The 20,606-nt window shown below is 34.0% G+C and carries 23 protein-coding genes and 4 tRNA genes; 19 read left to right on the top strand and 8 right to left on the bottom strand.

Annotation, left to right across the window (positions count from 1 at the left end):
* Nucleotides 1-15 precede the first annotated feature (15 nt).
* The 13 genes from ABEG63_RS18205 (at nt 16) to ABEG63_RS18145 (ending at nt 7,581) form a co-directional block, all read left to right on the top strand.
* The gene (locus tag ABEG63_RS18205; RefSeq protein WP_267405141.1) at nt 16-705 is read left to right on the top strand and encodes an OmpA family protein; all 690 of its coding nucleotides are present in this window, start codon (nt 16-18) and stop codon (nt 703-705) included.
* 106 nt (nt 706-811) lie between these two features.
* A complete protein-coding gene (locus ABEG63_RS18200; protein WP_267405142.1) occupies nt 812-1,699 on the top strand; it encodes a decaprenyl-phosphate phosphoribosyltransferase in 888 nt (295 codons plus the stop codon).
* Entirely contained in the window at nt 1,699-3,015 is a 1,317-nt protein-coding gene (locus tag ABEG63_RS18195; protein WP_267405143.1) for an FAD-binding oxidoreductase, read from the top strand. Before ABEG63_RS18200 ends, ABEG63_RS18195 begins: the two co-directional genes overlap by 1 nt.
* On the top strand, nt 3,015-3,740 hold the full coding sequence (locus ABEG63_RS18190; RefSeq protein WP_346586704.1) for an SDR family NAD(P)-dependent oxidoreductase: 726 nt from the start codon (nt 3,015-3,017) through the stop codon (nt 3,738-3,740). Before ABEG63_RS18195 ends, ABEG63_RS18190 begins: the two co-directional genes overlap by 1 nt.
* A 223-nt stretch (nt 3,741-3,963) precedes the next feature.
* The gene (locus tag ABEG63_RS18185; protein ID WP_346586702.1) at nt 3,964-4,098 is read left to right on the top strand and encodes a hypothetical protein; all 135 of its coding nucleotides are present in this window, start codon (nt 3,964-3,966) and stop codon (nt 4,096-4,098) included.
* Nucleotides 4,099-4,376: 278 nt separating this feature from the next.
* On the top strand, nt 4,377-4,964 hold the full coding sequence (locus ABEG63_RS18180) for an HAD family hydrolase (protein WP_267405146.1): 588 nt from the start codon (nt 4,377-4,379) through the stop codon (nt 4,962-4,964).
* A gap of 23 nt (nt 4,965-4,987) precedes the next feature.
* Complete coding sequence (locus ABEG63_RS18175) at nt 4,988-5,464, top strand: hypothetical protein (RefSeq protein WP_346586700.1); 477 nt, start codon at nt 4,988-4,990, stop codon at nt 5,462-5,464.
* Nucleotides 5,465-5,466: 2 nt separating this feature from the next.
* Nucleotides 5,467-6,642, top strand: coding sequence for a cysteine desulfurase family protein (locus ABEG63_RS18170; RefSeq protein ID WP_312399889.1), 1,176 nt, complete (start codon nt 5,467-5,469; stop codon nt 6,640-6,642).
* A gap of 85 nt (nt 6,643-6,727) precedes the next feature.
* Nucleotides 6,728-7,045 carry a thioredoxin gene (gene trxA, locus ABEG63_RS18165; protein WP_267405151.1) on the top strand — a complete coding sequence of 106 codons (318 nt, stop codon included), beginning with the start codon at nt 6,728-6,730 and terminating at the stop codon, nt 7,043-7,045.
* A gap of 134 nt (nt 7,046-7,179) precedes the next feature.
* A tRNA-Asp gene (locus tag ABEG63_RS18160) sits at nt 7,180-7,253 on the top strand.
* 35 nt (nt 7,254-7,288) lie between these two features.
* Nucleotides 7,289-7,362, top strand: a tRNA-Asp gene (locus ABEG63_RS18155).
* 35 nt (nt 7,363-7,397) lie between these two features.
* Nucleotides 7,398-7,471: transfer RNA gene (locus ABEG63_RS18150), tRNA-Asp, on the top strand.
* A gap of 36 nt (nt 7,472-7,507) precedes the next feature.
* Nucleotides 7,508-7,581, top strand: a tRNA-Asp gene (locus ABEG63_RS18145).
* Between the two features lie 366 nt (nt 7,582-7,947).
* Here the strand turns inward: ABEG63_RS18145 and ABEG63_RS18140 are convergent.
* Together ABEG63_RS18140 and ABEG63_RS18135 are read right to left on the bottom strand one after the other, a co-directional pair.
* Nucleotides 7,948-8,265, bottom strand: a complete 318-nt coding sequence (locus ABEG63_RS18140; RefSeq protein WP_267405152.1) for a nuclear transport factor 2 family protein — start codon at nt 8,263-8,265, stop codon at nt 7,948-7,950.
* Nucleotides 8,266-8,306: 41 nt separating this feature from the next.
* Entirely contained in the window at nt 8,307-9,170 is an 864-nt protein-coding gene (locus ABEG63_RS18135; protein WP_346586698.1) for an SDR family oxidoreductase, read from the bottom strand.
* A 54-nt stretch (nt 9,171-9,224) separates the two neighbouring features.
* Here ABEG63_RS18135 and ABEG63_RS18130 point away from each other — a divergent pair, with 54 nt between their 5' ends.
* The 4 genes from ABEG63_RS18130 (at nt 9,225) to ABEG63_RS18115 (ending at nt 12,406) form a co-directional block, all read left to right on the top strand.
* Nucleotides 9,225-9,599, top strand: coding sequence for a helix-turn-helix domain-containing protein (locus ABEG63_RS18130; protein WP_267405154.1), 375 nt, complete (start codon nt 9,225-9,227; stop codon nt 9,597-9,599).
* A 183-nt stretch (nt 9,600-9,782) separates the two neighbouring features.
* Entirely contained in the window at nt 9,783-10,223 is a 441-nt protein-coding gene (locus tag ABEG63_RS18125; RefSeq protein WP_346586696.1) for a hypothetical protein, read from the top strand.
* 249 nt (nt 10,224-10,472) lie between these two features.
* Nucleotides 10,473-11,231: a helix-turn-helix transcriptional regulator gene (locus ABEG63_RS18120; protein ID WP_346586694.1), complete on the top strand. Its 759-nt coding sequence runs from the start codon at nt 10,473-10,475 to the stop codon at nt 11,229-11,231.
* Between the two features lie 134 nt (nt 11,232-11,365).
* Nucleotides 11,366-12,406, top strand: a complete 1,041-nt coding sequence (locus ABEG63_RS18115) for a L,D-transpeptidase (RefSeq protein ID WP_267405159.1) — start codon at nt 11,366-11,368, stop codon at nt 12,404-12,406.
* Here ABEG63_RS18115 and ABEG63_RS18110 read toward each other — a convergent pair.
* From ABEG63_RS18110 to ABEG63_RS18100, 3 genes are all read right to left on the bottom strand, one after another.
* Entirely contained in the window at nt 12,403-12,933 is a 531-nt protein-coding gene (locus ABEG63_RS18110; RefSeq protein ID WP_267405160.1) for a hypothetical protein, read from the bottom strand. The two genes, ABEG63_RS18115 and ABEG63_RS18110, sit on opposite strands and share 4 nt — an antisense overlap.
* Nucleotide 12,934: 1 nt before the next feature.
* Complete coding sequence (locus tag ABEG63_RS18105) at nt 12,935-14,233, bottom strand: PDZ domain-containing protein (RefSeq protein WP_346586692.1); 1,299 nt, start codon at nt 14,231-14,233, stop codon at nt 12,935-12,937.
* Between the two features lie 132 nt (nt 14,234-14,365).
* Nucleotides 14,366-15,004: an alpha/beta hydrolase-fold protein gene (locus ABEG63_RS18100; RefSeq protein WP_346586690.1), complete on the bottom strand. Its 639-nt coding sequence runs from the start codon at nt 15,002-15,004 to the stop codon at nt 14,366-14,368.
* 317 nt (nt 15,005-15,321) lie between these two features.
* On the opposite strand from ABEG63_RS18100, the gene ABEG63_RS18095 reads away from it, so the two are divergent.
* Nucleotides 15,322-15,699, top strand: a complete 378-nt coding sequence (locus tag ABEG63_RS18095) for a hypothetical protein (RefSeq protein WP_312390086.1) — start codon at nt 15,322-15,324, stop codon at nt 15,697-15,699.
* Between the two features lie 61 nt (nt 15,700-15,760).
* Here the strand turns inward: ABEG63_RS18095 and ABEG63_RS18090 are convergent, their stop codons facing one another.
* Nucleotides 15,761-16,399, bottom strand: a complete 639-nt coding sequence (locus tag ABEG63_RS18090) for a response regulator transcription factor (RefSeq protein WP_346586688.1) — start codon at nt 16,397-16,399, stop codon at nt 15,761-15,763.
* Nucleotides 16,386-18,353, bottom strand: coding sequence for a histidine kinase (locus ABEG63_RS18085; RefSeq protein ID WP_346586686.1), 1,968 nt, complete (start codon nt 18,351-18,353; stop codon nt 16,386-16,388). Before ABEG63_RS18085 ends, ABEG63_RS18090 begins: the two co-directional genes overlap by 14 nt.
* Before the next feature lie 205 nt (nt 18,354-18,558).
* On the opposite strand from ABEG63_RS18085, the gene ABEG63_RS18080 reads away from it, so the two are divergent.
* Nucleotides 18,559-18,975, top strand: coding sequence for a hypothetical protein (locus ABEG63_RS18080; RefSeq protein WP_346586684.1), 417 nt, complete (start codon nt 18,559-18,561; stop codon nt 18,973-18,975).
* A gap of 123 nt (nt 18,976-19,098) precedes the next feature.
* Here ABEG63_RS18080 and tyrS read toward each other — a convergent pair whose 3' ends face one another.
* Entirely contained in the window at nt 19,099-20,394 is a 1,296-nt protein-coding gene (gene tyrS, locus ABEG63_RS18075) for a tyrosine--tRNA ligase (RefSeq protein WP_346586682.1), read from the bottom strand.
* Between the last annotated feature and the right edge of the window lie 212 nt (nt 20,395-20,606).

Genomic DNA, 20,606 nt, shown 5'->3' with positions numbered 1-20,606 from the left:
TAAAAGATTAAAAAAATGAAATTTACAAAAACATATATAGGAGCTCTTTTCTTATCATCAGCTTTATTGCTTACAAGTTGTGAAGCAGTTCAAAATTCAAACCATCAACAAAGAGGTACGGCAGTAGGTGTTGCATCCGGAGCGGTACTTGGTGGTATTTTAGGAAATAACGTAGGTAAAGGTAAAAATGCAGCCTTAGGAGCGGTGCTTGGTGGTATTATCGGAGGTGTTGCAGGTAATGTTATCGGTAACAAAATGGATAAGCAGGCTAGAGAAATTAAAGAAACTTTGCCGGGTGCTGAAGTAGAAAGAGTAGGAGATGGTATTAAAATTACGTTGAATGAAAGTATCGTAAACTTCGATTTTGATTCCTCTGCGCTTACAAGTACAGCAAAAACAAACTTAGATAAATTAGGTCAGGTTTTGATTAATAACCCTGATACTAACATTAATATCTATGGACATACAGATAGCAAAGGTGCTGATGACTACAACATGAAGCTTTCTGAAAGAAGAGCAAATTCTGTAAAAGCTTATTTAGCTGGAAAAGGTATTGCTTCAAGCAGATTATTCGCTTTGGGTGAAGGTGAAAGCAAGCCGGTAGCTTCTAACGATACAGATGCTGGTAGAGCGAAAAACAGAAGAGTAGAGTTCGCTATTACTGCAAATGAAAAAATGATTAACGATGCTCAACAAGGGCAGTAATTAATTTAATATATAAATATTTTCGTAAACAACCGCTTCGGCGGTTTTTTTTGTATTTTTATGCAATAATTTTGAATTTATTACCTTTGTAACTGATTTCACATAAATGAAGAAATACCTAAAACTGCTGCGTGTAGAGCAATGGGTAAAAAACCTGTTTGTATTTGTCCCTCTATTTTTTTCCGGCAGTATTCAGAACATAGACTTATTAAGTAAAAGTATTTTTGCTTTTATTATTTTCTCTTTAGCTGCAAGTGTCGTTTACATTTTAAATGATTATAATGATATTGAAGCCGATCGTCAACATCCCGAAAAACGACGCAGACCGTTGGCAAGCGGCGCTATTTCAAAATCAAAAGCGATTGGAATCCTTATAGGGATCATCGTTGTTGATATTGCCTTAGTATTCCTGGCTCAAAACTATTTTGAAGAAGATCTTTGGAAGTTTGCAGCAATCATTGTCACTTATTTTGTGATGAATTTGGCTTATACATTCAGGTTAAAGCATGTTCCGATTATTGATATTTGTATCATTGCGATTGGCTTCGTCCTGAGGGTTTTAGCTGGAGGTTATATTACGGGAATTAACATTTCTCAATGGGCTATTTTGCTGACTTTTGTCTTAGCATTAGTTCTAGCGATCGGGAAAAGAAGAGGAGAATTGATTAACGCGCAGGTTTCAGGAAAAACAAGAAAGGCGCTGGATGGTTACAATGTTCAGTTTGCAGATATTGCCCTTTCTATTTCTGTGACGTTGGCTATCATCTGTTATTTGATGTTTACGTTATCACCGGAAGTGCAGGCGAGATTTCACGAAAGGGTTTTTTACACTGTAATTTTTGTTGTTTTTGCCTTTTTAAGGTATTTACAGCAAACATTGGTGTACAACCGAACAGAATCGCCAACCAAAATTGTGTACAGAGACAGATACATCCAGATTACCCTGATACTGTGGGTAGCTGCATTTTTAATCCAAATCTATTTTAAAAAATAATGAAGCCGAATTTTGTACAGAAGGTTACCAATTGGGGTAATTTTCCCGTTGTGGAAAAAGAAATGAAGTCTGAAGACAGCTTCAAAAATATACGAGAATTTGTTCTGAATCATAATGAAGTAATCGCTCGCGGAAACGGCAGATGTTACGGAGACTCTTCATTAGGAGAACATATATTTTCAACAAAAAGATTAAATAAATTCATAAGCTTTGATCGTCTGAACGGAATTATTGAATGCGAATCAGGGGTTTTGCTTTCTGAGGTATTGGAAATTTCCGTTCCACAAGGTTATTTTTTATATGTAACTCCGGGAACTAAATTTGTTTCTGTGGGAGGTGCTATTGCTTCTGATGTGCATGGTAAAAATCATCATGCTGAAGGTTGTTTTTCAGAATATGTAATCGACTTTAAGTTGATGATTGAAAATGGCGATATCATCACATGTTCAAGAGACGAAAATTCAGATAAATTCTGGGCTACCATTGGCGGAATGGGATTGACGGGAATTATCCTTTCAGCAAAATTCAAGCTTAAAAATATAGAATCTGCTTATATTCGTCAGGAAAGCATTAAAGCTGAAAATCTTGATGAAATATTTAGATTATTTGAAGAGAGTGAAAGCTGGACGTACACCGTTGCGTGGATCGATTGTCTTCAAAAAGGAAATAATATCGGAAGAAGTATTTTGATGCGTGGCGAACATGCTTTTCAACATGAGCTTCCAGAAAGTTTCAAGAAAAATCCATTACGATTAAAGAAAAAATTTGAACCAACGGTTCCTTTTTATTTTCCGGGTTTTGTTTTGAATGCTTTAACGGTGAAAATTTTTAATTTTCTGTATTATAAAAAACAGTCTAAAAAGGAGGTGAAAAGCTTTACCGATTTTGAAACCTTTTTTTATCCTCTTGATTTCGTGAATGACTGGAATAAAATTTATGGAAAGTCAGGATTCATCCAATATCAGATGATGATTCCAAAAGAAACGGGAAAGGAAGGAATGAAAAAAATTCTGGAAACGATTGCCAATAGTGGAAACGGTTCTTTCTTAGCTGTTTTGAAGCTTTACGGAAAAGAGAACCCCCAGGCTTACAACTCTTTCCCTTTTGAAGGATATTCTCTGGCATTGGATTTTAAAGTAAATTCAAAACTGAAAAAATTAATCGAAAAATTAGATGATATTGTTCAGGAGTACAACGGTAAAATTTATCTTACGAAAGACAGCATGAGCAGATCGTCTCTTACCAATTATCTTAAAAATGTTCAAAGCTCAAAATTTGTGTCTTTGCAGCACAAAAGAATCATAAATAACAGCTAATGATAGTTCTAGGAAGTACGTCTGAAGTGGCGCAGGCTTTTGTTGAAAAAGCACTACAGGAAGGCGAAAAGTTTGAAAAAATTTATCTATTTACCTCAAATAAAGAGACCACAGAAAGGTTTGCAAGACATATTGATGTAAAATTTCTGCAACAATCTGAAGTTGTTGAATTAGACTTAATGAAACCCATTGATTACAATCAGTTGGAATACATTAATTCCAATTTACTGTTTTGTGCTACAGGATATTTGGGTGAAGGCACGGAAGAAGGCTTGTATGATAATAAAAATACAGAGAGAATCATCGATATTAATTACTCGAAACTGGTTCCTGTAATGAATTATTTTGCTCAGAAATTTGAAAGTAGAAGATCTGGCACGATCATCGGTTTATCATCGGTAGCGGGTGAAAGAGGAAGACAGAGTAATTTTATTTATGGAAGTGCTAAAGCTGCTTTTACTGCTTATTTAAGTGGTTTGAGGAATTATCTTTTCGATAAAAAAGTGCATGTTCTTACCATAAAACCTGGATTTATGGCTACTAAAATGACGGAAGGTTTACCTTTAAATCCAAAATTAACAGCAACTCCGAAACAGGCGGCTGACTGTATTTTTAAAGCATATAAAAAGCAGAAAAATGTAGCATATGTTTTGCCGATTTGGACAATTATTATGATGATTATTAGAAATATTCCTGAATTTATATTTAAAAAATTAAAGCTTTAATTTTATTTTGAAAGATAAAATTTTATTTAAATCTAACCTTCTTTCAATTAATTTTTTTGTTTTTTCTTTGGGATTTATTTTCTTCAGTTTAATAACAGGGTATATTTATCACTCGCTGGAAATACATCCGGATGACGATTCGAAAATTGTAGTTTATCTTCTCATTTCAATATTTTTGATAGGTGCATTAGGCTCTTTGTTTTATTTTCTAAAAACGGAGATTATGAAGGCAACTCAGGATAATTTGATTATTTCCTATCAGTTTTTACCTTTTTCAAAAAAGATTTTGATTGAAGATATCAAGGAATTTAAACAATTACCGAAACCTGTAAAGTATTCGGATGGTTTTGGTAAATGAAAAACCGTTTATACGATTTTTGAAACATCAATTATTCTGAAAAATGGGAAAGAAATCAAAACTTATGCTTTAAATGATTCTGAGTTTATTGAAGTGAAAAAATTAATGAGAAAATAAAACGTAGCTTATCTGCGTTTGACATAAATACATAAATTATTGCCGAATTTGCTTTTCAAAATTTATCTGTAATTATTCTTAATAATTTGCTTATTTTTGATTGCTCGGTGAGCAAATGCTTTAATTAACAACTCGTAACATTTACCCTAAGCCCTAACTCTATGAAAAAATTGTATTGCTTCGACTTTGACGGAACTCTTACTTACAAAGATACCATGTTTATGTATCTTAAGTTCTACGATTCTGCTAAGTTTCGTGTACAATTTTTGAGACACGTGCCACTTTTTATTTTGTTGAAATTAAAATTAGCTGAGACAGAAAAGGTGAAAAAGAGCTTTATCGGTTCTATTCTTAAAGGTCAGTCTCAGGAAAAAATTGAGAAAAAAGCCAAACAGTTTTTTGAGGAACATTATCCTAAAATCGTAAGAGAGAACGCATTAGATTTTATAAATAATATCGATAGAAACAATACACAAAGCTTACTGGTAACGGCTTCACTTGATATTTGGACCAAACCTTTCGCTGAAGCATTCCAAATGCAGCTGGTTTCTACGCGTGCCGAGTTTAAAGACGGGGTTTTTACAGGAAATTTTATTGGTAGAAACTGCAACGGAAAGGAAAAACTGGTAAGGATAAAAAGTGAAATAAACGACCATAAATACGATAAAATCATAGCATTTGGAGATACTTCCGGCGACAAGCCAATGCTGAAATGGGCAAATGAAGGTCATTATCAATTTTTTCACTAATTTTGGGTGGTAAAAATGTAAAAATGAAAAAACTGCTTATTTTGTGCTTTGCAGCGGTAATCAGTTGCACAAGTACAAGCACACCATCCCAAAAGTCATCAGACATGCAGACAAAAACTGAAATCATCGCTTCCGAATCACAAGGTGGTGCGGATGAGGCAGGTTTTAAAATTATTAAAAATGATGCTGAATTTCAGAAAGCATTGAAAGGAAACTCTTCTCAGCTAATTGTTGAAGGAAGTGAGCCCGCGCCTGAAAAAACAATAAAATTTCCTACGGATAAGAAAGTTGTTTTGTATAATTCAGGTATGTTCAGATCCGGAGATCACAGAATTACTGAGATCAAAAGTGTTTCTGTAAAAGATAATGTACTGTATGTTGAGGTTCCCTATGTGGAACATGGCGGGATGGAAATACAGGTAATTTCTAATCCGTACGTGATTTTTACAGTTCCATCAAATTACAATTTCACCTCTGTAGAATTAAAATCTTCAAAATAAAAATGAATAAGATCTATTTAGATAACGCTGCAACTACGCCACTTTCAGAAGAAGTTATCGATGCCATGGTAGCAACCATGAAGATGAACTTCGGAAATCCTTCTTCCACCCACAGCTTTGGGCAGGAAGCGAAGATTCTTATTGAAAATGTGAGAAGGCAGGTTGCTGATTATCTTCATGTAACTCCCGCAGAGATTATTTTTACGTCTTGCGGAACAGAGTCGAACAACATGATTATAAAATCAAGCGTTGAACACCTTGGAGTAGAAAGAATTATCAGTTCGCCTTTAGAGCACAAATGTGTTTCTGAAAGTATTTTGGATATGAAGGCGAGAAAAGGAGTAGAGGTAAACTACATCCGTCCTAATGAAAAAGGAGATATTGATTTAAATAAGCTTGAAGAATTACTGAAAGCTTCGGATAAAAAAACATTGGTGAGCTTAATGCATGCCAATAACGAGATTGGAAATATTGTTGATATTAAGAAGATCGCAGAATTGTGTAAGGCTAATAATGCTCTTTTCCACTCAGATACGGTGCAGACTATGGCTCACATGAATTTAGATTTATCTGATATTCAGGTTGATTTTGCTTCTTGCAGTGCGCATAAATTCCATGGTCCAAAAGGAGTTGGTTTTGCTTTTATCAGAAAATCTAGCGGTTTGAAAGGAATTATTACCGGAGGTCCTCAGGAAAGAAGCTTAAGAGCAGGAACAGAAAATGTGGCAGGAATTGTAGGATTGGGTAAAGCATTGGAACTTTCATTAAATAATATGGAAGCATATACCAACCACATGCAGGAAATCAAAAACTATACAGCTGAAAGACTTTCTGCCGAGATTCCGGGTATTAAATTCAACGGAAGAAGTGCTGAGCAGGAAAATAGTCTTTACACGGTTTTAAGCGCTTTATTGCCTTATAAAAACCCTTTAATCGGGCTTCAATTAGATATGAAGGGAATTGCAATTTCTCAGGGAAGTGCATGTTCTTCGGGAGCTTCTAAGCCATCAATGGTTATGATGATGGTTTTATCAGAAGATGAGATGGATCATTGTACGCCGCTTCGTATTTCATTCAGTCATTTAACGACTAAAGAAGATATCGATACTTTTGTAAATGCTCTGAAGGAGATCTCTAAAGATTTCGTTATAGAAAATACAAATGTTGAGCATAGATAGTCTTATTAGTCAAAAATCGTAATTTTGAATATCCAATTAAGGATTACAAACAGAATATAATATTAATTTAAATAAAAGAAACAAAATGGCTTTAGAAATTACAGATAGCTCATTTCAGGAAACGGTTTTAAAATCAGAAGTACCGGTATTAGTAGACTTTTGGGCTGTATGGTGCGGACCGTGCAGAACATTGGGACCAATCATCGAAGAAGTTGCAAACGATTTCGAAGGAAAAGCAGTAGTTGGGAAAGTAGATGTAGACAACAATCAGGATATTTCTATGCAATATGGTATCAGAAATATTCCTACAGTTCTAATTTTTAAGGGCGGAGAAGTTGTTGAAAAATTAGTGGGTGTAACTCCAAAAGAGGTGATCGCGGAAAAATTAAGCGCTCACTTGTAAAAATAATAAATTTGATAATGAATGCTTTCCGCTTTTGGAAGGCATTTTTTTTGAAATAAATTTGCAAGTAAGGAAAAAAGTTGTACTTTTGCAATCACAAAAAAGAAACGAAGTTCTTACAACAAAACGAAAATGATCCGGTAGTTCAGCTGGTTAGAATGCCGCCCTGTCACGGCGGAGGTCGCGGGTTCGAGTCCCGTCCGGATCGCAAAAGTTTATCAATTTACTTTTAAAACAAAATTAGATCCGGTAGTTCAGCTGGTTAGAATGCCGCCCTGTCACGGCGGAGGTCGCGGGTTCGAGTCCCGTCCGGATCGCAAAAGTTTTCTCAATTTACTTTTAAAATAAAATTGATCCGGTAGTTCAGCTGGTTAGAATGCCGCCCTGTCACGGCGGAGGTCGCGGGTTCGAGTCCCGTCCGGATCGCAGAAAGTTTTCTCAATTTACTTTTAAAATAAAATTGATCCGGTAGTTCAGCTGGTTAGAATGCCGCCCTGTCACGGCGGAGGTCGCGGGTTCGAGTCCCGTCCGGATCGCAACTACAATATTAAAGTAGTATAAAAAGCTTTAAAACATATGTTTTAAAGCTTTTTTTCTTTTTATCTTTAATCATTTTGAAATGATCCCTATCTTTCGTTAACCAATCACGCTCAGGAAATTTGGACAGTTTTGAATACCTTGATTGATTTTGTTTTGTCAAATCGCCAGCAGATTATAAAATCTCTTTATCCCGATAAGACAAATTGATTTCTAAATTTTTCTCAAATTATGAGATAATCGCTAAAGTTAGACTGTTCTTTCAAAATATTCAACCTTTGGAAGGATTTATAATTTGAATTTAATTTAAACCAAAAAAGCTGAGGTTCTCACTTCAGCTTTAATTAATTCTATCAGTTAAAATGCTAACCAGTTATTTTCAATGACTGAATATATCCTTCAGACAACTGAAAATAATACTTCAAAACAATCGGGCTTCCCGGAAAATTTCCTGAAGTTTCCGCCGATAAGATGTTTTCGGTTTCGTTATAGTCTAAAGGCTTCATTGTAGCTTCATATTCTTTGTTGGCTTTGTCAATCCATTTTTCAATTTCAATTTTTCCGTTGTGGGTCTTGCCTTCGTCAAATACTTCTGCATTTTCGGTAAAACAATTGGCATACGCTGTACTGTCAAATTCGTTTTGTGCTTTCACTAATTCTGAGATAACATTTGGTAATTTCATTTTATTAAATTTTTAAGGATTACTATTAATTTCTTTGAATACTAAATTGTCGGAACTGTACCGCCGTCGATTACAAATTCGGTTCCGGTTAAATAATTGGCTCTTGGCGAAACAAGAAATCCAACCAATTCAGCAACTTCTTGCGGTTCAGCAGGTCTTCCAAAAGGAATTCCGCCCAATGCATCCACAACGCCTTGTTGAGCTTCTTCTATAGGAATATTTGAATTTTGAGCAATGGTTTCCAGCCATACTTTGACATTTTCTGTTCTAATCCATCCTGGTGAAACAGTCAGAACACGAACACCTTTGGGTGTCACTTCATTAGATAAGCTTTTGCTGTAGTTTCTCAATCCCGCTTTTGCAGCTGCATACGGCAAAGTAGAATCATACAAAGGCAATTTACCCTGAATGGAAGCGATGTGAATAATAACGCCAGTTTTGCGCTCAATCATTTGTGGTAAAAATCCTCTGTCCAATCGAACAGGAGCCAACAAATTAGCTTGTAATGTTGACTCCCAGTCTTCATCACTTAGTACATTAAAACCGCCTGCTGGTGTTGATGAAGAACCAAGGTTGTTCACAAGAATATCAAGTCTTCCGTAAGTTGATAGCACTTCACTGATTACTTTCTGAGTTCCTTCAGCCTTACTCAAATCAGCTGAAATAAAATGCAGATTATCGTTTCCTTTTTCAGGAGCGTTTCTGGCGGTAATGATAACTGTTGCTCCACCTTGTAGCAATCTTTCTGCAATTGCTTTTCCGGTTCCTTTGGTTCCACCGGTTACCAAGGCGATTTTACCTTGAAGTTCATTGTTGTAATTAAATTGATTTTCCATTGTCGATTTCTTTGATACAAATTTCGGAAGTATCACTTTTTCAGGCAATAACGGAAAATCGAATTGCATAGGGATAATTTTTTCCCCTATTGTACAATTTGGTACATTGAACTAAATTTGTGTATGCACGAACGAAAAATACCTTTAAATTTAAACTGTGGTCTTGACCTTATTGGTGAAGTCCTTTATGGGAAATGGAAAATCCGCCTGTTATGGTTTATCAATCAAGGACATCTGCGTCCTAGTGAATTGCAGCGTAAAATTCCGGATGCTTCAAGGAGGGTTTTAAATATTCAATTAAAAGAACTTGAAGAGCACGAGCTTGTTACGAAGAAGATCTACGCAGTTGTTCCCCCAAAAGTTGAATATTCTCTTACGGATTTTGGAAAGACCTTAATTCCGATAATTTCTGCATTGGGGTATTGGGGAGATGAAAATGAAGAGAGGCTGAGAAGAGTGATTTTAAATAGAATGGAGGACAAATATAAAAATGGATAACCCCTAAATCTAAGTATATAGTTGCGTAAAATTTTACAAGTTGCAAACTATAAGCTAGATTAAAACAAAAGTGATTCAAATAAGAACAAGTCCCGTCCGGATCGCAAAAAGTCTTCTAGAAATTGGAGGCTTTTTTTATGTCTAAATTTTTCCTATATTTAATAGAATAAAGCACACCAAATAATGACCAAACGAAAATTTATTTTATTCTCTATTCTTAAAACTTTTTTATTTTCAGTAATAATTTCCTGGATTTTCTTTTTTCTTTTAATTTATGTTACCAGAAAACCGATCACTGAAGAATATCATCCGAGGTGTGACATGAGCGGGCTCGCTTACGGTATTTCTCTGGGAATTTACATGGTATTGAGTTTATCTTCCTTTACAGCTTTATTATCGATTTTAAAGCCTTTTGAAGATAGATTGAAGTCTTGGCTTTGTTGGTTTCTTTTACCTGTTTTAATCACTTTATGGAGCGTTTTCTCCATGTCGGACGGAAAGTTGGATCCAGAGGTATCAATAAGCTTTTTGATTATTTATCTGCCTTGGTTTCTGTTTTGGGGAATTTATTACAATCGATATAAAACAAAATTACTATATCTTAAAAATGAAAATACCGTCTGAAATGACGGCATTATTGATTAGTTTATAAGGGTTTTCATGGTTTGTGTTTTCTGAACTAACTTTTAGAATTAGTTTTTTACCTAAAATTTGTGTTTATACCTCTTTGATTTTATGGTTAAAAATTTCCACCCATATTTGAAATATTGACAAAAATACAATTGCTTGTATTGTAAGGAACTACACTTTTGTGTAGATTTGTTTAATAATGGCAAAAACTACCCTTTCAGGTAGTCGTCATATTTTAACTTAATGGAAGAAATAAACAGGTTTTTTAACGAAAAAAATGAAATAGAATCTGATGCTAAGATTGACTATTCGCAGAGAAATGATTATCTGGAAGCCGTAAAGGCATTTTCAAGAATGTCATATCAAAGTCTATATATTATTGATTATTTTGATAAAGCATTCGAATATGTGTCGGATAATCCTTTGTTTTTATGTGGAATGACTTCGGAAGAAGTGAAAAATTTAGGCTACGCGTTTTATTTTAAAAATGTAAAACCTGCAGATCTGGAATTATTGGTGAAAATTAATAAGGCCGGATTTGATTTTTATGAAAAGCTATCGATTGAGGATAGAAAAAAATATACTATTTCTTATGATTTTTGTTTGATTAATGAAAGGAAAAATGAAGTTTTAATTAATCATAAACTAACGCCGTTTTTTCTTACCGAAGACGGGAAAATTTGGAAGGCAATCTGTATGGTTTCTCTTTCGAATGCACAATCTTCAGGAAATGTTGTCATTAGTAAAGAAAGAAGCGATGATCTCTGGAATTATGATGTTGATGCCGATAAATGGTTCATAGAAGAAAAGAAAAAGCTTTCTCAAAGAGAACATGAAATATTGAGTCTTTCGGCAAGTGGCTTGAAAATAACTGAAATTGCAGATAAGATATTTGTGACGGCTGATACCGTAAAATTCCACAGAAAAAAACTGTTCGAAAAAATAGGAGTTAATAATATTGCGGAAGCTTTAGCTTATGCTAAAAATAATAAGTTATTGTAAATCAGTTTCTATTGATTTAATCAAGATTTAAAAAATTACCGTTTTTTTACGGTATTTGCTTGGATAATTTTTAGGATTAAAAATTAGGTCTGATATTTGTATTGAGTAGCAAAACTAATTGACTCATTATTTTTATGAAAAACATTCTTGTGAAAAAATTATTTCTATGTACGCTTATTGTTGCGTTTTTTGTAGTTTCCTGTAAAAAGGAAATCGAAAAAGTAAGCGATGCAATTACAGATACAGCAACCTCAATCTCAGATACTCCAGAAGAAGTTGAAAAAGATACCATAAAGCAGGATTCTCCTGTGGTAGAAAAAGAATCTATGCCGCCGGCAATGCAGGAAACCGGATTCTACAACGCTTTTGTTCTTCCGAAAGACAAAAAACTGAGAGATTCTGCCTACGCAATTTTCAGTAAAAAATATAATGAAAGAGAGCGTTATGCAATTTTAGCTTTAAACCGATTAGATTCTAAAAATAAATGGAACTCTGATACGTTAGTCGTTCCTGCAAAAATAGATACAACTCTAATGTCTTATTCGCCTTTCCCAATGCAGCTTGATGTGTTGAGTGGTGTGAAAAAGTTTGTTGTATTTTCATATCCTCTTCAAGCTTACGGAGTTTATACAGATGGAACTTTGGTAAAATGGGGCCCGACAAGTATGGGTAAAAAAACGGCTAAAACAAAAACAGGCTTAACATTTGCCAACTGGAAAAAGCAACTCGCCATTTCTACGGTAAGCAGCGAATGGAAATTACCATATAACTTCAATATCTTTAATCTTGACGGTATCGGATGGCATCAGTACGATCTTCCGGGATATCCGGCATCACACTCGTGTTTAAGATTATTAATGAAAGATGCGAAATGGTTGTACGGCTATGCAGATACTTGGGTTTTGAATCCTGGAGGAGCGACTACAAAGGCAAAAGGAACAGCAGTTTTGGTGTACGGAGACTACAAATGGGGGAAAAGAAAACCTTGGAGAAATTTATTGGAAGATCCTAATGCCAATAATGTTTCGGTGGAAGAAATGACCAAAATGATCGAACCCAATGTTGATAAAATTATAAGAGAACAGGATAACAGGATAAAAGTGGTAGATTCCATTAAAGCAGCAAAAGCGATGATTCAGCAGATGCCGGAAAATCCTAAAACACAATCTCCTTAATCTTCATTTTTCTTTTCAAACTGTAAGGTAGATTCTTCGGCAAACTGTCTTAGCTTCAGCATTTCTTCTTTGCCTTTATGTTGTCCAAATCGTGCTGCTGCATAGGTTAAAGCAATAAAAATTAGCATAAGAAAAGAAGCATGTATCGCCCAAGGATATTCGTGACTGTTAATCTGTTTTTCCACATAATACATCGTGAAAAACGTCATCCACAGAATTGAAAACGAAAAATACAGAAACATAAAAAATGTCCAAACCGCAGAAGTAGGTCCGAAAACACCTCTTATTGCGGTTTGTTCGTCTTCAATCTCCACTCTTAAGGCAAGTTGAGGTTTCCAGTAATTATCTTCTTTCGTTTCTACGCAAATCGTTGCCACTTCTTTATTAATGTTTCCTGAAAATTCATCTTTATGTTCCAGCAAATATTTTTTTAGATTTTCGGCATATTCTTCTTTGCTTAAATGCGTAAACATTTTAAACCTCGGTCGGGTACGGATTTTATCTAATGTTGTTTCTTCTGTATTCATATTATTCTTGATAAGGTATTGGGTCTTCTAGCGTAAAGCTTACTGTTAATTTATCTAATTTTCTCTGAACAACCATATTAATGGTTCTGCCTTCATAGGATTTCATGAGTTCCAGAATTTTTTCCATCGTCATGTCGGCCGTATTATTCCCATTAATGCTAATTAGTTTATCATCTTTTTTTAATCCGGATTTATCGGCTGGCGAATCTTTTCTTACTCCGGCAATGGAGAAAATAGGTTTTAAAGTAAATTTATACTGTAAACTATTGCTGTTATAGGCTTCTACGCCGTTTGACGGTTTCGTTTCCACCTTTACAATATCACTAGCCCATTCCATGCCATCTTGTTTAAAATCGAGTCCACTCATGTTAAAATGAAAAGGATCATCAAAATTTTTATTTTTTCGTAAATAAACTTTTTGATTAGGATAATCGAAAACAACAGTGAAACGCCGCATAATTTCCCCACCAATGGAGCCTTTTCTGTTTTCAACCAAATGAACGTGCTGAATGGAGAATTCATCCGGCATTGCAGTCAACGGTTTTTCAAATTTAAAATTACCTAAATAAAAATTATGAATTCTGCTTCTCTTTCCAAAAATATCACCATTAAAGCCTCTTCCAAGAAAATCATCAATATTCGGACGGTTATAAACAAAATTTTTAATCAGAGTAGGGAAGAGCCAGATAGGATCGCTGTTTCCAAGATCAATCAATAATTTTGAAGGATTCTTTTCATTCGTCATTTCAACATCAGCCAAAATATAAGGCTTACTTTTTTCGATGGTAATTGGAAGTTCGGTAAATCTTTTCGTTTTCTTCTTAAAGAAAGTATCATCATTATAAATGGTAATTTTTTTACCCGAATAATCAATGGAAATTTTATGATTTTTAAAGAAATGATAACCGATAACGCCATTCACCGGAATACCTACGTGAGAAGAAATATTAAACTCCTGATCTACGATAATAAAAACGGTCATGGAATAATTCACAAAATTATCTCCGATTTTAGCAATATTTCGATCAGAACGGTATCCGTCTATACTTAAATCGCCACCCAACCCAGAAAACTTTATTTTTTCAATATTATCAAGCTGAATTTGTGTGTTTTCAAGACTGAATAATAAAGTTTCAGCCACTCCCGTATCTAGGAGAAAGGTAAGTTCAACACCATTAATATTGATGGGAATGAAAATTAGATTATTGATAAGTTTAAACGGAATTGTCGTTTTTTTACCTTCTTTTACCTCAAAACTATTTTGAGCATTAAAAAAAATGCTGAAAAATAGAGCTATCATTGAGATAAAATACCGAAGTTTCATCTATTGAATTTACTGAAATTATCTCTAATAAAAATAAAAAACATCCTCGAAGTTGAGAATGTTTATATAAATGTTAATAATTTGTTTTAAATGATAGGTATTTGCTAATTATTTAGAAAAGAATTCCATCAAATCCATATAATTCTTTTGATTCACACCATGGCCGCTCATATATTCTCTAAAAGTGAAATAACAATTAAGATCATATAAAAGATCAGCAGCTTTTCTTCCCCAATCCATAGGGATTACCGCATCATCCGTTCCGTGAGAAACGAAGAATCTTAAACGCTCCAACTTCTTTTTATCTTTCACAATATCATCCAGCAATTTTTCTTCCGGATAAGAGCTCAAACAAGCTACATAGTTGAACATTTCAGGATATTTTAACGCCAAAGCATAGCATAATATTCCTCCCTGGCTGAAGCCACAAAGGTGAGTTTTACCTTCTGTAATCCCGTAATGATTTACAATTTTTAAAATATTTTCCAACACAGAATTCAAAGATTCTTTTGCCTGCGGAACATCAATAAAGTTTTCTGGAGCATTAAAATCTATGTCAAACCAAGAAAATCCTTCAAATTGCGTTTCTCTCGGCGCTCTGAAGCTTACGATAATCCAATCTTCAGGAAGTGTTTCTCTGAAGCTGAAAAGATCCTGCTCATTGCTGCCATAGCCGTGAAGCATAAAAAGAATAGTGGTATTGGGGGTAATATTTTCGGGTTCGCGAACGATGTAGTCTAAATTCATAGCGCAAAGATAATTAATAATGATTTATCTTGATATTGTAAAAATGAGACCATTTCTAATGTTATGACATTCTGGCTAATTCTTGGGTTTGATCTTTCCAAGAGATAAGCAGAAATAACATGGTAAACATTTATTGATTTGATATTGTTTAGAAATCTTTGTTGGAAAATTTTCAAAAAAGTTATTTTTATATTGATAAAAAACTTATATTTGAAACATTAAAAATCTAATTGGAAAAAATGAAGCAATTTTACAACTCTAAAAGTTTACGAAGACTTTCCTTTTTATTTGTCGCATTATTCTCAATAACTACTGTTATGAATTCTTGTAAAAAAGATGATGACGATGAAGATAAACAGCATATTGTACAATTTGAAACAAAAATAGTGACAGGTGGTCCTACACCTGCGCCAACACCTCCGGTTACGGGTAAATTCAATGCTATTGCAACACAAGTTGGTACTGGTGCTGAAACAAATTATACAGCTACAGGAATTTCTTGGAAAAGCGATGAGTTTTTTGTAAATGAGAGCCAGTCTCAGTTAAGAGTTGCTGCAAGTGCAGATCTTCCTTATGCAGATTCTAAACTGATCGTCCTTATGTGGATCGACAGCGAAATTGCTAAAGCAGATACTGTTGTTGGAAAAGGAACAAACAAAGTAGCTAGCGTTACGCACAGTTTCTTAGAATTATAAAATTTAAAGACTTAAAAATTTAAATAGTAAAAGCCGATTCATTTTGAGTCGGCTTTTTAATTTATTCTTCAATTAAATTTTGCTGTAATGCTAAGGTAATAAGCTCTGTAGAATTTTTTGCCCGGAATTTTTGAAGTAAATTTTTTCGGTGTGTGTCTACGGTAAGCGGACTTAAAAATAACTCTTCTGCAATAACAGCGCTGGTTTTTCCTTGGGCAACCATTTTAAGAATTTCTTTTTCCCTTTTGGTAAGACGTGGAATAATGAATTCATTTTGAGAAAGTTTACTGATGATTTCTTTCGTTTCATTACAGAAAACAATATTTCCAGAAAGGGCGCCTTTAATGCAATCAATCAATTCATCGATAGAAGTATTTTTCAACAGATAACCACTCGCTCCGTTCTGAATACATTGCATAATAATGCTTCTTTCTGAGCGGTTACTAAACATAATCACGGAAGTATTTGGCGAAATCATTTTAATCTTTTTACATAATTCTATTCCGTTTGAATCGGGCAAAGTGATGTCGAGTAAAATAATATCAACTTCATTTGATTGTACAAAATTGATAATTTCCAACCCTGAAGTAAATGCTTCAACCACATTAAAAATCGACTGATTATTCAGCATCATTTTCAATCCTTCGATAACGATCGGGTGGTCGTCTACAATGGCTATATTTATTTTATGAGATTGCATTGGTGTTCAGTTCGATATTAATATTGGTTCCTTCGTTGTCAGAATTGATTTCCATTTTTCCTTTAAGATAATCAACTCTGTTTTTCAGATTTCGGATTCCCATACTTTTGGATGTTTTATAAATATTTTCATCAAAACCTTTTCCGTTATCCTCAATGGTAATCATAAAGTTTTCGTCAGATTGTGAACATTGAAGCAAAATATTTGTCGCTTCCGAATGTTTTACGGCATTAGCCAATAATTCCTGGATGATTCTGTAAATATTCTTCTGAATAGATAACGGCAGATCTTTATTTATATTTAACGATTGAAATTCTATTTCTAAATCTTTTCTGGTATAAAATTCACAAAGATCATTCAAAGCAGTTTCCAGTCCGAAATTTAATAATGATTCAGGCATTAGATTTCTCGCAACATGTCTTAATTCATTCACGGAATTATCTAATTGATGTAAGATTTTATTAAAACCTTCGTGCTGATCTGTTTCAAGATGAGTAGAAGACCATGCTGAAAAATTAATTTTAATTCCGGCGAGCATTCCGCCAAGCCCGTCGTGAAGGTCTCTAGCAATACGTTCCCTTTCTCTTTCTTCGCTTTCAAGAATGGCTTTGGTGATGTTTAATTCTTCTCTTTGCTGAATCTCTTTCAGGTTTTGCTGATGATTGATTTCTCTTTGCTTAGCCAATTTTTTATTATACAGATAAATGGAAATGATTAAAATAATTAAGAATAAAGAAGCTAAGCCTAATATCCATAAATATTGATTCTTTTTATTGATTTCCAGTTCTTTTTGGGCAATTTTTCTTTCTTTTTCTGCCGTGTTAAACTTCGTTTCAAGCTTATTGATTTCCAGTTTTACATTTTCAGAATTTAAGCTGTCGCTCAGTTTTGAATAATTTTTTTCCCAAGTTAAAGCTTCAGTAGGATTTCCCATTTCTTCACTCAAACTCGAAAGTTGTTTATACACAGATTTTTTGTTATTGGCGTCGGCCATCAGTGTTTTTTCTTTCAGAATATTTTCCAGCACAGCCTTTGCATCACCGAATTTTTTTTGCTTTCTTAAAATATCATATTTGTTAAAATAAAACATCTGAGCCAAAAGACTTAGATTAAATTTTTTAGCATAAATCAAACCTTTATCAATAGAAATTAATGCTTCATCATGCTTTTGTTTGGTAATAAAATACAATGTTTTACCATAATAAAAAGAAGCATTTAATGAAGAATCGGGATATTGGATAATAATTTTCTCAGCTTTATCAAGTTTTTTTTTCGCTTCGTCTCCTTTGGCCTGATAACAGAAGTTACTGGCTGTATTTAAATACGCAAAAAATACTTCTGATGAATTGGGAGCTACTTTTTCAAGAATGTCTAATGCTTTTTTATTGTAATTTCCGGCTTTTTCAAATTCTGCATTATAGGTAAGAATAATAGCTAACTGAGAATATAAAAAGCCTAATTTTTTACTTTCAGGATATTTTTCAAGTAAGGGAATTGCTTTTTCTAAGATTGTTTTCACCAAAAAAGGATAACCTTCTTTATTTTTTTCGGCAACTCCATAGTTGTACCAAGATAACGCCTGAAAATAATCTGATTCTTCAGATTTTATTTTTGATAACTCTTGAATTGCCTTTTGATAAGCATTTGCAGCTTTTTCTTTATCTTTTTCAAGAAGATATTGTCCTTTATAATAATAATATTTTGCAGCTAAAAAAGGAGAATTTTTAGTTAAATCTTTGCCTAATTCTAAATATTTTTTACTTGTTAAAGTATCTGTATTTCGATAATAGTTGGAAAGAAGAAAATAGGCTGTTGCCTTAGAGTTTCCGTTACTTTGGGTTTCAATAACAGTCTGTAGACTATCCGTATATTTTTTTTCGTTGAGCGGAACAATTTGTTGTGATTGTAAACTAAATGAAAATAAAACAAATATTAAAAGAGAAAAATGCCTCATTATAACCATCAAATTCAATTATTTATCAAATAATTTACAAGATAGATAAAATTTTCTTCAGATAAAAATCTACCAGAAATTAGGTAGAAAAAATTACTGTTTTTTGAGGATTGAAAGCCATTAGCTGTAGTTCTAAATTTGCAGAACCAAATCACTTATTATAGACTTAAGTAGTAGTAAAAATTTAAACCAAAAAAGGAAATTTATGAAAAAAATGAAACTAAATCATTTGTTGAGGGGGACGTTTGTTGTATTATTAGCAGCAATGTTTATCGGGTTTGTATCTTCTTGCAGCAGCGATGACGACAATCCTGTAAACGGAGCAGGAAAGCAACACAAAGTTGTTTTCAAGGCAATTGCTTCTTCAGGAAGTAACATTGATGTTGCAGTATACGGAATCGACGGAAATCCAACCACTGCAAGCAGCTTAAGCGGCGAAACATGGTCAAGTCCTGAAATTACATCTGAAAAAGGGGCTTATGGAGCTAATGTAGCAGTAAATGCAATAGGGGCAAGTGCTTCATCCACATTAAAAGTTCAGATCTGGGTAGACGGAGAATTGAAGAAAGAAGGAACTTCAAGCGGGCAATACCTTTCTGCGTCTGCATCTTACACATTCTAAAATTAATAACTTTCGAAATAGTTGTATTAATAAAATCGCTGCAGGATTTCTCTTGCAGCGATTTGTTTTTTATTTTAGGTTTCGGCGGTTTTGTCAAAGACAAAACCGCCGAAACTATTTTCACTAAATTACTTTTACAATAAAATAACTCTTTTTACCTTTTTGTAATAAAAGGAATTTTCCGTCAATTAAATCAGCTTCGTTAGCCGTATAAACTTCATTAATTTTATTTTTGTTAACAGAAATTGAATTTCCTTTCAATTCTCTTGTTGCTTCACTTTTCGATTTCAGAAATCCTGATTTTTCAGAAAGCAGATCAACGATATTTACTCCCAACACATCAGCTTTAGCGACTTCTTTTTGAGGAACACCATCAAAAATTTCAAGGAAAATTTCTTCGTCAAGACTTACTAAATCTTCAGCAGTTGAACGTCCGAAAAGAATTTCAGAAGCTTTTAAAGCCTTTTCATATTCTTCTCTTCCGTGAACCCAAACAGTCACTTCTTCTGCTAATTTCTTTTGAAGTTTTCTTTCGTGAGGAGCTGTTCCATGTTCTTCAATCAAAGCTTCAATTTCCTCTTTTCCTAAGAAAGTATAGAATTTAATGAATCTTTCAGCATCAACATCTGTTGCATTTAGCCAAAATTGATAAAATTTATAAGGTGACGTTTTCTTTTTGTCAAGCCAGTAATTTTCTCCGCTTTCAGATTTTCCGAATTTAGAACCGTCAGCTTTTGTAATCAAAGGAACGGTTAAAGCAAATGCCTCTCCCTGAGCTTTTCTTCGGATTAATTCTGTACCCGTCGTGATATTTCCCCACTGGTCAGAACCTCCCATCTGAAGCTTTACGCCCTCGTTTTGATATAAATGTAGGAAATCGTAACCCTGAATCAACTGATAAGTGAATTCCGTAAAACTCATTCCGTCTGCACCAGATTCTCCAGAAAATCTTTTCTTCACAGAATCTTTCGCCATCATGTAGTTTACAGTAATATTTTTTCCAACATTTTTCGCAAAGTCAAGGAAAGAAATATTTTTCATCCAATCGTAATTGTTTACCAATTCTGCTTTATTGGTTTCATTTCCGTCAAAATTTAAGAATCTTGCCAGCTGATTTTTCAAACACTCAACATAATGAAGCAGCGTTTCTTCATCCAGAAGATTTCTCTCTGCAGATTTCCCTGAAGGATCACCAATCATCCCTGTAGCACCACCAACCAGCGCAATCGGCTTGTGACCGTGCTGCTGAAAATGAGCCAGAATTTTGATCTGAATAAGACTTCCGATATGTAAAGAATCTGCAGTAGGATCAAAACCGATATAGGCTGAGGTCATTTCCTTGTTCAGTTGTTCATCCGTTCCCGGCATCATGTCGGCAAAAAGCCCACGCCATTTCAGTTCTTCAATAAAAGAGTTCATTATTTTCTGCTTTAAAATTTTAATGTGCAAAGATAAGAAATTCGATATTAAGAAAATGGTAAAAAGCTAAGAAAGGAATAGATATAAATTAAAGATAAACGTTCTAAAAACTATCAACTAGTAACTATCAACTGTCAACTATCTTTAGAAGCTATTTCCAGCTCTCCGCACTCGCTATTTTGGTTGTTTTTTGGCGCGGCAGCGAAGCTGCC

This window comes from Chryseobacterium sp. C39-AII1 (genome assembly GCF_039672645.1).
Taxonomy (GTDB): domain Bacteria; phylum Bacteroidota; class Bacteroidia; order Flavobacteriales; family Weeksellaceae; genus Chryseobacterium.
The sequence above is the reverse complement of the archived record's forward strand: the minus strand, read 5'-3'. Positions and strand labels throughout refer to the sequence as shown.

What these genes read in the sequence shown, in the direction of transcription:
- ABEG63_RS18205 (WP_267405141.1), top strand. Translation starts at nt 16, where the DNA reads ATGAAATTTACAAAAACATATATAGGAGCTCTTTTCTTATCATCAGCT.
- ABEG63_RS18200 (WP_267405142.1), top strand. Translation starts at nt 812, where the DNA reads ATGAAGAAATACCTAAAACTGCTGCGTGTAGAGCAATGGGTAAAAAAC.
- ABEG63_RS18195 (WP_267405143.1), top strand. Translation starts at nt 1,699, where the DNA reads ATGAAGCCGAATTTTGTACAGAAGGTTACCAATTGGGGTAATTTTCCC.
- ABEG63_RS18190 (WP_346586704.1), top strand. Translation starts at nt 3,015, where the DNA reads ATGATAGTTCTAGGAAGTACGTCTGAAGTGGCGCAGGCTTTTGTTGAA.
- ABEG63_RS18185 (WP_346586702.1), top strand. Translation starts at nt 3,964, where the DNA reads ATGAAGGCAACTCAGGATAATTTGATTATTTCCTATCAGTTTTTACCT.
- ABEG63_RS18180 (WP_267405146.1), top strand. Translation starts at nt 4,377, where the DNA reads ATGAAAAAATTGTATTGCTTCGACTTTGACGGAACTCTTACTTACAAA.
- ABEG63_RS18175 (WP_346586700.1), top strand. Translation starts at nt 4,988, where the DNA reads ATGAAAAAACTGCTTATTTTGTGCTTTGCAGCGGTAATCAGTTGCACA.
- ABEG63_RS18170 (WP_312399889.1), top strand. Translation starts at nt 5,467, where the DNA reads ATGAATAAGATCTATTTAGATAACGCTGCAACTACGCCACTTTCAGAA.
- trxA (WP_267405151.1), top strand. Translation starts at nt 6,728, where the DNA reads ATGGCTTTAGAAATTACAGATAGCTCATTTCAGGAAACGGTTTTAAAA.
- ABEG63_RS18140 (WP_267405152.1), bottom strand. Translation starts at nt 8,265, where the DNA reads ATGAAATTACCAAATGTTATCTCAGAATTAGTGAAAGCACAAAACGAA.
- ABEG63_RS18135 (WP_346586698.1), bottom strand. Translation starts at nt 9,170, where the DNA reads ATGCAATTCGATTTTCCGTTATTGCCTGAAAAAGTGATACTTCCGAAA.
- ABEG63_RS18130 (WP_267405154.1), top strand. Translation starts at nt 9,225, where the DNA reads ATGCACGAACGAAAAATACCTTTAAATTTAAACTGTGGTCTTGACCTT.
- ABEG63_RS18125 (WP_346586696.1), top strand. Translation starts at nt 9,783, where the DNA reads ATGACCAAACGAAAATTTATTTTATTCTCTATTCTTAAAACTTTTTTA.
- ABEG63_RS18120 (WP_346586694.1), top strand. Translation starts at nt 10,473, where the DNA reads ATGGAAGAAATAAACAGGTTTTTTAACGAAAAAAATGAAATAGAATCT.
- ABEG63_RS18115 (WP_267405159.1), top strand. Translation starts at nt 11,366, where the DNA reads ATGAAAAACATTCTTGTGAAAAAATTATTTCTATGTACGCTTATTGTT.
- ABEG63_RS18110 (WP_267405160.1), bottom strand. Translation starts at nt 12,933, where the DNA reads ATGAATACAGAAGAAACAACATTAGATAAAATCCGTACCCGACCGAGG.
- ABEG63_RS18105 (WP_346586692.1), bottom strand. Translation starts at nt 14,233, where the DNA reads ATGATAGCTCTATTTTTCAGCATTTTTTTTAATGCTCAAAATAGTTTT.
- ABEG63_RS18100 (WP_346586690.1), bottom strand. Translation starts at nt 15,004, where the DNA reads ATGAATTTAGACTACATCGTTCGCGAACCCGAAAATATTACCCCCAAT.
- ABEG63_RS18095 (WP_312390086.1), top strand. Translation starts at nt 15,322, where the DNA reads ATGAATTCTTGTAAAAAAGATGATGACGATGAAGATAAACAGCATATT.
- ABEG63_RS18090 (WP_346586688.1), bottom strand. Translation starts at nt 16,399, where the DNA reads ATGCAATCTCATAAAATAAATATAGCCATTGTAGACGACCACCCGATC.
- ABEG63_RS18085 (WP_346586686.1), bottom strand. Translation starts at nt 18,353, where the DNA reads ATGAGGCATTTTTCTCTTTTAATATTTGTTTTATTTTCATTTAGTTTA.
- ABEG63_RS18080 (WP_346586684.1), top strand. Translation starts at nt 18,559, where the DNA reads ATGAAAAAAATGAAACTAAATCATTTGTTGAGGGGGACGTTTGTTGTA.
- tyrS (WP_346586682.1), bottom strand. Translation starts at nt 20,394, where the DNA reads ATGAACTCTTTTATTGAAGAACTGAAATGGCGTGGGCTTTTTGCCGAC.